The sequence below is a fragment of the Chryseobacterium sp. 2TAF14 genome, assembly GCF_052115105.1.
Taxonomy (GTDB): Bacteria; Bacteroidota; Bacteroidia; order Flavobacteriales; family Weeksellaceae; genus Chryseobacterium.
Genome location: NZ_JBFRGA010000105.1, coordinates 1 through 8,934, shown reverse-complemented (window position 1 = coordinate 8,934; position 8,934 = coordinate 1). Strand labels below are relative to the sequence as shown.

Here is an 8,934-nt window from a genome sequence, read left to right as displayed (position 1 = left end):
ATAAAGTACGTTGTAGCGGGCAATATTTTTCACATATAATGCAAAGAAATAAGTGGTTACCACAAATAAGACCGTCGTTAAAATTGCACCAGGAATTGCCTGCCTGAATCTGATAATTTTCACTGTTCCCAACCAATAAAACATTGCTAACAGGATAAAGTAGAAAAAAGGAAAAGAAAAGAAACCGATGATTTTAGATAAATTCCTAACCAGCCAAGAAAGATTATAGCCCGGTGAAAAATCCTTGATAACAACCTCGGTATAATATACACCGAAAAGCGCTAAAAATATGATGCTTACAAAGCCAATGGTTATAAAAAACGAGAGAATAAACTCTTTCACATCCGTGAGTTTTTCTTCAGAATTTTCATTAAAACCGTTAATTAAAGAAAAAGTTCCGTTTGTTGCAAAAACCAAAGCAATCAAGATAGTTAAGTTGCTGATTCCCTTCATATTGGGAATAATGTTATCCTGAATATAACCTCTTACATCGCCTTCAATATTAGATGGAAAAATATTATGCATTAAAACTTCAAAAATATAGAACTGAAGCTTATCGTAATGCGGCATGTAAGGAATTACCGAAAGTAGGAAGAGTAAAAAAGGAAATAAACTCAAGGTAAAGCTCCAGGAAATTGCCGCAGCTTTTCGCCCTATGTTTCCTTTAAAAATTCCCGAAATATAGATCTGAAACATCTGCCAAAGCGATATTCCGATTACCGGAAGATGAATGTCGTCTAGAAATTCTTGAAATTTCAGGATAAATTTAGGAATTTTTATAGCCATAAAGTATATTTGCGCTTAGCAAATATAAGAAATGCGAATCAGTTTAGTTTGTATTGGGAAAACAGATGACAAAGAAATTACATCTTTAATCGGTTATTACCTTACCCGGCTTCCCAAACACTGGAATTTTGAGATTACAGAAATTCCGGATGTGAAAAATGCCAAAAACCTTTCTTCCGATCTTCTTAAAAAAGAAGAAGCCAAATTATTTTTAAACCAAATCGATAAAAACGACCTGGTTATTCTTTTAGACGAAAAAGGAAAACAGTTTACAAGCCGTGAATTTTCAGGTAAAATAGATTCGTGGATGAATTCTTCCGTTAAAAAAGTTCATATCCTGATTGGTGGAGCGTATGGTTTTTCAGATGAAATTTACAGCAGAGCCAACGAGAAAATGTCTTTATCTAAAATGACATTTACGCATCAGATGATCCGTTTGTTTATTATAGAGCAGCTTTACAGAGCTGATCAGATTTTACAAGGAAAACCGTATCATAACGATTGATAGGTAGCAGGAATTAAATAATAGGTTGCATCAGAAGAATATCTTTTCATGTTATTTGAATTGCTGTTGAAATAAAATAATTAATCCCGCAGATTTCACAGATTTTCACGGATTATTGCGCTTATAATCTGTGAAAATCCGTCAAATCTATGGGAACTAAAAAACTAAATTTTTAAACCAATCTGCCTTTTCGCCTCTCCTACTACAAATGCAACCGAATTGGCAATATTAAAACTTCTGATTAAATTCGACATAGGAATCGTTAAATGATTTTCAAAACGGTCTAAAACGTCTTTGCTTAAACCTACGCTTTCCTTCCCGAAAACCAACCAGTCGCCATCCTGAAAATCGATATCAAGGTATGATTTTTCCGCACGTGCGCTCATTAGAAAAACACGCGACAAATCGGGAATTACTTTTATCCATTCATCAACATTTTCGTATTCCGTTACATCAAGATGCACCCAATAATCTAAACCGGAACGTTTCAGATTTTTGTCGTCAATCAGAAATCCGAAAGGATGAATAAGATGTAGTCGRCTTTCGGTTCCTACGCATAATCTCCCGATATTTCCGGTATTATTGGGAATTTCTGGTTCTACAAGAACTATATTTAACATGATTTTTTAATTTAACTGGAAATGTTTTTACGTAAAACTCGCAAATGATTTTACGTTCGTAAAGTTGTTTTAAATCAGCCAGGAAATAATAATTTAAAAATGTAATTAAACTAAAAAAAGTAAATCTTTTTTAAGAATTTATAGTTTGTTTGTTAATCACTTTTTTTGCGAACATAGCAAAAAGTCCTCCCAATAAAATCCCAACAAAAGCTCCTGTCAAAATATCTATCGGGAAATGTACTCCTAAATATATACGGCTGTAAGCTACAACCGCAGCCCAGAAAAATATCGCATAAGGAAACCATTTAAGCTTATCTTTCAATAAAAAAGTAAGATAACTTGCCAAAAAGAAAACATTTGAAGCATGTGCAGAATAAAAACCGTATTGACCGCCACATTTTACAATACGCATTGCGTTTTGAATTGAAGGATCATGACAGGGTCTTAATCTTGCAACACCATATTTAAAAATCCCTGAAACCTGGTCTGAAACAGTAACCCCGATTGCAACGAAAAGGAGAATATACAGCAGAGATTTTAGCTTGAAATTTTTATAAAGAAGATAACAGAGAATTACATACAGCGGAACCCAGATCCACGTTGCAGAAATCATCATCCAAAACTGGTCAAAATGAGTATCGCCTAAATTGTTGAGATAAAGGAACAGATTTTTGTCTTCCTGAATAATTTCTTCCATATTTTAACGGCTTACCGGTCCTTCGTAAGTTTCATCATCAGCAGGTTTTACTTTAGGTAATTCTGCTGAAGGTTGTTCGTTTAAAATATTTTCTTCGATGTTCTTCATCGGGTTAAAATCTTTTGCAGCATCTTTCACCTTCTCGATCTCACGTTTTATTTCAGAAACAGGATTATCTGTTTCTTTCATGATCTCGGTTTTGATGTCTTCTACTGCGCCACGCATTTTTCTTACTCCTGCTCCAAGGTCACGAGCAATTTGAGGTAGTTTATCCGGACCAAATAAAACTACAATTGCAATGGCAATAAGTGCCATTTCTCCAATGCTTAATTCCATTGTGCTAAATTACAAAAGATTGTATATATAAATTGTTATATATTTAATTTTTAAATAAATTTTAAGATTTCTTTTTCTGAAAGGCGTAATAAGTAATCAATACACTTACAGACATTAATAAAAATGCCAAAAAGAAAGGCGCACCCGAAAATTTAAAAGGCGCTTCCTCATGCGTGAAAAAATAAAATAAGTTGGTCATTACCGGAGGTCCGATAATGGATGTTGCACTCATTAAACTCGTTAATGCTCCCTGCAATTCTCCCTGCTCATTTGAAGGAACCGATTTTGTGATCACAGACTGCAATGCAGGACCGCAGATTCCGCCTAAACAATAAGGAACTAAAAACACAAACATCATCCAGCCTTGAGATGCGAATGAGAACAGCAGCAATCCTATCGCATATAAAATTAATCCGTAGTAAATACTTTTTTGCTCGCCGAGTTTTGGAGTTGTCCATCTTATTAAAACTCCCTGAACCAAACCTACCAAAAGACCAACAACGCCTAAAGAGATTCCGACCATTCTTTCCGTCCAGTCAAATTCATACATGGTAAAAAAGCTCCAGTTGCTTTGTACCGCATGACCTGCAATATAAATTAAAATCAAAGCGAAAATTAAGCCTGAAATTTCAGGATATTTTCCTAAAAATCTGAATGAGCCAACCGGATTTGCACGTTTCCAGCTAAACTCGCGTCTTTTGTCTTTATCTAAACTTTCAGGAAGGATGAAATAACCGTAAAGGAAATTTAAAAGGCATAAACCTGCTGCTGCATAAAACGGAACCCGAGCTCCGTAATGTCCTAAAATACCTCCTAAAACAGGGCCAATAATAAAACCTAAACCAAATGCTGCACCAATCAACCCGAAGTTTTTGGCTCTGTCTTTATCTGTAGAAATATCTGCGATATAAGCGCTTGCTGTGGTAACACTTGCACCGGTAATTCCGGCAATAATTCGTCCTATAAACAGCCACAAAATTGTCGGAGCAAGAGCCAGCAAAATATAATCAATAGCAAAACCGAAAAGTGAAATCAAAATGATCGGTCTTCTTCCAAACTTGTCACTAAGATTTCCGACAACCGGAGAAAAAACAAACTGAACAAAAGCATAAGCAAAACCAAGCCAGCCTCCGTATTTTGCAGCTTCGCTGATGTCTGCATGAATCAGTTCTTTAATCAGTTGCGGAACCACAGGAATGATGATTCCCCATCCCGTTATATCTATCAGCAATGTGATAAATATAAAACTCATTGCCGCTTGTTTTTTTGAATTTTCCATTATTGTGCAAAAATAGGCAAATCGAAAAAAATATTCATTCTAAATTGGTGAATTGTTTTTGGTTGGTTGATGTTATTGGTTGATAGTTGATAGATAATTTTTTATTTTTTTTTTATAATAAAAAAAGAGCCTTTCTTGTGAAAGGCTCTTCAATATATTTAATGTAGTTGATATTACTTTGTAGCAAGCAATTCTTTATCTGAAGAAGATTTGCCGTGTACTTCTTCTTCTTTCCCTGCTTTAAGGAAGTCGTAAGCAATTGCCGATGCAATGAAGATGGATGAATATGCTCCAAAACCAATACCGACTAACAATGCAAACATAAATCCTCTAAGGTTGTCTCCACCAAAGATGAAGATCGCAAAGATCACCAATAATACGGTAAATGTAGTGTTGAACGTTCTACCTAATGTACTGGAAATTGCATCATCAAACAATCCTGATAAAGTAAGCGCTTTCTTCTCTCTCAGATATTCTCTGATTCTGTCGAAGATAATTACAGTATCATTGATCGAATAACCCAATACTGTAAGAATAGCTGCCACAAAATCCTGATTGATCTCCATATTGAAAGGCATTATTTTGTGCAATAAAGAGTATGCTCCCAAAATAATGATGGCATCGTGAAATAACGCAGCAACCGCTCCTAAAGAGAACTGCCATTTTCTAAATCTAAATAAGATATAAATAAAGATTCCCGCTAAAGCAGCAACAACAGCCAAAATACCATGCAGCTGAATATCGTCAGCAACTGTAGGTCCTACCTTTTCAGAAGAGATAATTCCCGCATTTCCTCTGTCTGCCGATTTGAAATCTGCTAAACTCAGGTTTGAAGGAAGCTCAGATTTTAATCCTTCATATAATTTCTGTTCAATAGTCTGGTCAGCATTTAAAGATTCATCGTCGATAAGGTAATCGGTAGAGATTTTCATTTGCTTATCGTTACCGAAAGTTTTTACTTCAACCGAAGAGTTTTTACCATCCTGAGTTTTGAAAAGTTTTGCAAGATTATGCTCAATATCATCAGCATTTACATTTTTTTCAAATTTAACTACGTAATTTCTACCTCCTGTAAAATCGATTCCGTATTTGAAACCATGTGTAAAGATTGATACAAGACTTATTACTGTTAATACCGCTGAAATTCCATAAGCAATTTTTCTTTTTCCGATAAAATCGATCCAGGTATTTCTGAATAAATTTTTGGTTGGCGCTGTCCAAACAGACAATCCTTTTCCTTTATTTAATCTGCTGAAGATCATTACTCTCGATAATAAAACCGAAGTAAACAATGTCATCACGATACCAATTCCTAAAGTAATTGCAAATCCTTTGATAGGACCTGTACCGAAGAAAAATAATACAGCCGCCGTCAATAAAGTCGTTAAGTGACCATCGATAATAGCACTCAATGCATGTTTGAAACCGTCTTTGTAAGCTTCTAAAATATTTTTTCCTGCAAACAATTCTTCCTTAGTTCTTTCATAGATAATTACGTTGGTATCTACAGCCATCGCCATTGTAAGTACAATACCTGCAATCCCCGGAAGTGTAAGTGTAAAGTCTCCGGAATCCATAATTCCGAAAATATAGAAAAGGTTGATGATCATGGCAATTACTGCATAAACACCAGCTCCCCCGTAATAAAATATAATATAAACAATAATAATTAAGAATGCGATAGCAAAAGACATTACACCTGCATCGATAGATTCCTGTCCTAAAGACGGACCTACTTGTGTAGCCTGTACTACTTTTGCACCTGCAGGTAATTTACCAGCTCCTAAAACGTCTACCAATTCTTTAGCTTCTTCCTGAGAGAAGTTACCAGAGATCTGAGTTCTACCGTTAGGAATTGCACCCTGTACATTTGGCGCAGTATATACTCTGTTATCTAAAGTTACAGCAACCGGTTTACCTACGTTTTTCTCAGTAAGGGTTTTCCAGTCTTTAGCACCTTTAGAATCCATTTGCATATCTACCACCACTCTGCTCAATTCATCGTAACCGATGTTTGCAGTTTCTACAGCGCCATCTACCGGAGCTTTTTGGTTAACATTACCTCTTACAGCATACAGAACCAAGCTTTTTTCATCTGTAGATTCTGGCTTGTAACCCCACATAAACTGGGTATATTTAATATTTGCAGGACGTAAAGACTGTGCAATTTTACTGTTTAAGATCTTGTTTACTTTTGCAGTATCTGTCAATTTTACACTTCCTACAGAGCTCATGCTTCCTGATTTTCCGCCTTGCATAAGGTTTAGGAAATTGGTGTTTTTTGCAACTCCCATAGAGTCACCTTTTGTAGCAACTGCCGCTGTTAAAGTCTGGAAATAAGGTGCAACTTCAGCAAATTGCTGTACTTCCCAAAACTGAAGCTTTGCAGAAGTCTGAAGCATTTTCTTCACCTTATCGATATCTTTCATACCCGGCATTTCTACAGAGATTCTTGCCGTTCCCGGAACTCTCTGTACGTTTGGCTGAATAGCTCCCAGTTTATCAATTCTGGTTCTGATAACCTCAAAAGCGGTACCTACAGAAAGATCAATTCTTTTCTTAACGATGCTTTTTACCTGCTCATCCGTGGTGTTGAATTTAATCTCAGAAAGATTAGTATTTCCGAAGATTTCAGGATCTGCAAGTTTAAGGTTTGCACCTTTTGCTTTGTTTACGGCATCAAACTCAACAAAGAAATTGTCGATATAAGATTTAGTAGAGTTTTTCTGAGCTTCGTCTGTTCTGTTCAGCGCTTCAATAAGAATAGGATTGGTAGAATAATTGGTTAAATCATTCACCAGATCTCTCTGATTGATCTCCAAAAGAACGTTGATCCCCCCTTTCAGGTCAAGACCAAGCTTCATTTCTTTGTCTTTTGCCTTAGCATAAGAAAGTTCTGTAAACCCAAGATTTAAAGTTTCGTCCTTTAATCTCTGAATTTCTTTCTCGTTTCCGTTCGCAGCTTCGATTTGCGATTCAATTTTGCTGGCGTACCAGGTTGGTAATAGCTCATTTAAGCAAATTAACCCTAGTACAATAGCAACAATTGTAATAAGTCCTTTTCCTTGCATTTTGTTATAACTACGTTAAATTAAGTCGGCAAATATAATGATTTTATTGATATTTTATGAACTTTTAACAACAGAAATGGTTTATTTTCAGATATATCGGCAATCTGGTTTTAAAGATATTTTCCGGTCTATTTTCTTTAGCATTAAAAATAAGTATTGGTACAAAATTTTCATTCAAAACTTTACAACACCTTAAATCTCAAAATATTATGAAAAAACTATTACTTTCATTAACATTATTTTCTTCTTTAATCATACAATCTCAAAGCTTTGTATTAGAAGAATTTGCAACCGGACTTACAAGTCCTGTAGAAATTACTAACGCAAACGACAGCCGCCTTTTTGTAGTACAACAAAATGGAATCATTAAAATAATACAACCTAACGGAACGATAAATTCTGCAGATTTTTTAAATATAAGCAGTAAAATACTGTTCGGCGGTGAACGCGGACTTTTAGGACTTGCTTTTCATCCTCAATACTCTTCAAACGGGTATTTTTTTGTTTATTATAATAACACGGCAGGAAATATTATCGTAGCAAGATATTCTGTAAGTACCGCAAATGCAAATGTTGCAGATCCTAATTCTGAGAAAATTATTTTAAATATTCCAAAACCTTTTGATAATCACAATGGCGGAAGCATTCACTTTGCTCCTGACGGAAATTTATGGGTGGTAACAGGAGATGGCGGAAGCGGCGGTGATCCTAATAACAATGCTCAGAATAAAAATTCTTTATTAGGAAAAATGCTTAGAATTGATATTAATTCTACCGCTGCATACAATATTCCTGCAGGAAATCCTTTTGCAGGAGCCGGAGTTGACGGCGCTGACGAAGTCTGGTCTTACGGTTTAAGAAATGCATGGAAATATTCGTTTGACTTAACCAGCGGAAACGTAATGATTGCTGATGTAGGACAAGGATTATTTGAAGAAATCAACCGAATGCCGATAACACAAGCAGGAATCAATTATGGATGGAGATGCTACGAAGGAAACAATACGTACAACACAACCGGTTGCGCCGCTTCTTCAACAATGACATTTCCTGTTGCTGTGTACGATCATTCAGGAAGCAAATGTTCCATTACCGGTGGTTATGTTTACCGTGGAACTCAAAACCCGTCTTTACAGGGAAAATATTTTTTCGCAGATTACTGTTCTTCGCAAATCGGCACAATGGATCCCAATAATTCAATTTCTTGGACGACACCATTTACCGGAAATAATTTTTCGACTTTCGGAGAAGATAATCTGAAAGAACTTTATGTGGCTGCCGTAAATAATGGTAAAATTTACAAAATTACCACAACTACTTTGGGAGTACAAGATGCTGCATTTAATCAAGTCAGAGTTTACCCAAATCCTGCATCAGAAAGAATTTTTGTGGATGGATTGAAAGGTAACAACAATATTGCCGAAATTTTCAGTACCGAAGGAAGAAAGGTTTTAGATGAAACAAAATTCGATTTTGATAACGGTATTAACATCTCAGGAATCCCCGCAGGAGTTTATTATATCAATATTAAATCGGGAGATTTGAAATCTTTTAGTCAAAAAATCATGATTAAATAATTTAAGAGCTTGTTTAAATAAAAATAATTTATCTCGCAGATTTTGCTGATTGAGCAGATTAAT

The 8,934-nt window shown here is 35.5% G+C and carries 7 protein-coding genes and 1 pseudogene; 2 read left to right on the top strand and 6 right to left on the bottom strand.

Annotation, left to right across the window (positions count from 1 at the left end; translation table 11 throughout):
• Window positions 1-786: YihY/virulence factor BrkB family protein (locus AB4Y90_RS11595; protein WP_441557739.1), on the bottom strand; the 786-nt coding region annotated here is incomplete at its 3' end.
• 31 nt (window positions 787-817) lie between these two features.
• On the opposite strand from AB4Y90_RS11595, the gene AB4Y90_RS11590 reads away from it, so the two are divergent.
• Window positions 818-1,291, top strand: coding sequence for a 23S rRNA (pseudouridine(1915)-N(3))-methyltransferase RlmH (locus tag AB4Y90_RS11590; protein WP_441557738.1), 474 nt, complete (start codon window positions 818-820; stop codon window positions 1,289-1,291).
• 164 nt (window positions 1,292-1,455) lie between these two features.
• Here the strand turns inward: AB4Y90_RS11590 and AB4Y90_RS11585 are convergent, their stop codons facing one another.
• From AB4Y90_RS11585 to secD, 5 genes and pseudogenes are all read right to left on the bottom strand, one after another.
• Complete coding sequence (locus AB4Y90_RS11585; protein WP_441557737.1) at window positions 1,456-1,911, bottom strand: tRNA (cytidine(34)-2'-O)-methyltransferase; 456 nt, start codon at window positions 1,909-1,911, stop codon at window positions 1,456-1,458.
• A 130-nt stretch (window positions 1,912-2,041) separates the two neighbouring features.
• A complete protein-coding gene (locus AB4Y90_RS11580; RefSeq protein WP_441557736.1) occupies window positions 2,042-2,608 on the bottom strand; it encodes a phosphatase PAP2 family protein in 567 nt (188 codons plus the stop codon).
• 3 nt (window positions 2,609-2,611) lie between these two features.
• Window positions 2,612-2,944: a Sec-independent protein translocase subunit TatA/TatB gene (locus tag AB4Y90_RS11575; RefSeq protein WP_441557735.1), complete on the bottom strand. Its 333-nt coding sequence runs from the start codon at window positions 2,942-2,944 to the stop codon at window positions 2,612-2,614.
• A 61-nt stretch (window positions 2,945-3,005) separates the two neighbouring features.
• A pseudogene (locus tag AB4Y90_RS11570) lies at window positions 3,006-4,232 on the bottom strand (TCR/Tet family MFS transporter); the annotation flags it as partial.
• 164 nt (window positions 4,233-4,396) lie between these two features.
• Entirely contained in the window at window positions 4,397-7,294 is a 2,898-nt protein-coding gene (secD, locus tag AB4Y90_RS11565; protein WP_441557734.1) for a protein translocase subunit SecD, read from the bottom strand.
• 209 nt (window positions 7,295-7,503) lie between these two features.
• On the opposite strand from secD, the gene AB4Y90_RS11560 reads away from it, so the two are divergent.
• Window positions 7,504-8,871 (top strand): PQQ-dependent sugar dehydrogenase, encoded by a 1,368-nt coding sequence (locus tag AB4Y90_RS11560; protein ID WP_441557733.1) that lies wholly within the window; start codon window positions 7,504-7,506, stop codon window positions 8,869-8,871.
• The last annotated feature ends 63 nt before the right edge of the window (window positions 8,872-8,934 follow it).

Bases quoted from the DNA above. Each gene is read 5' to 3' on its own strand.
- AB4Y90_RS11590 (WP_441557738.1), top strand. From the start codon at position 818: ATGCGAATCAGTTTAGTTTGTATTGGGAAAACAGATGACAAAGAAATT.
- AB4Y90_RS11575 (WP_441557735.1), bottom strand. From the start codon at position 2,944: ATGGAATTAAGCATTGGAGAAATGGCACTTATTGCCATTGCAATTGTA.
- AB4Y90_RS11580 (WP_441557736.1), bottom strand. From the start codon at position 2,608: ATGGAAGAAATTATTCAGGAAGACAAAAATCTGTTCCTTTATCTCAAC.
- AB4Y90_RS11560 (WP_441557733.1), top strand. From the start codon at position 7,504: ATGAAAAAACTATTACTTTCATTAACATTATTTTCTTCTTTAATCATA.
- secD (WP_441557734.1), bottom strand. From the start codon at position 7,294: ATGCAAGGAAAAGGACTTATTACAATTGTTGCTATTGTACTAGGGTTA.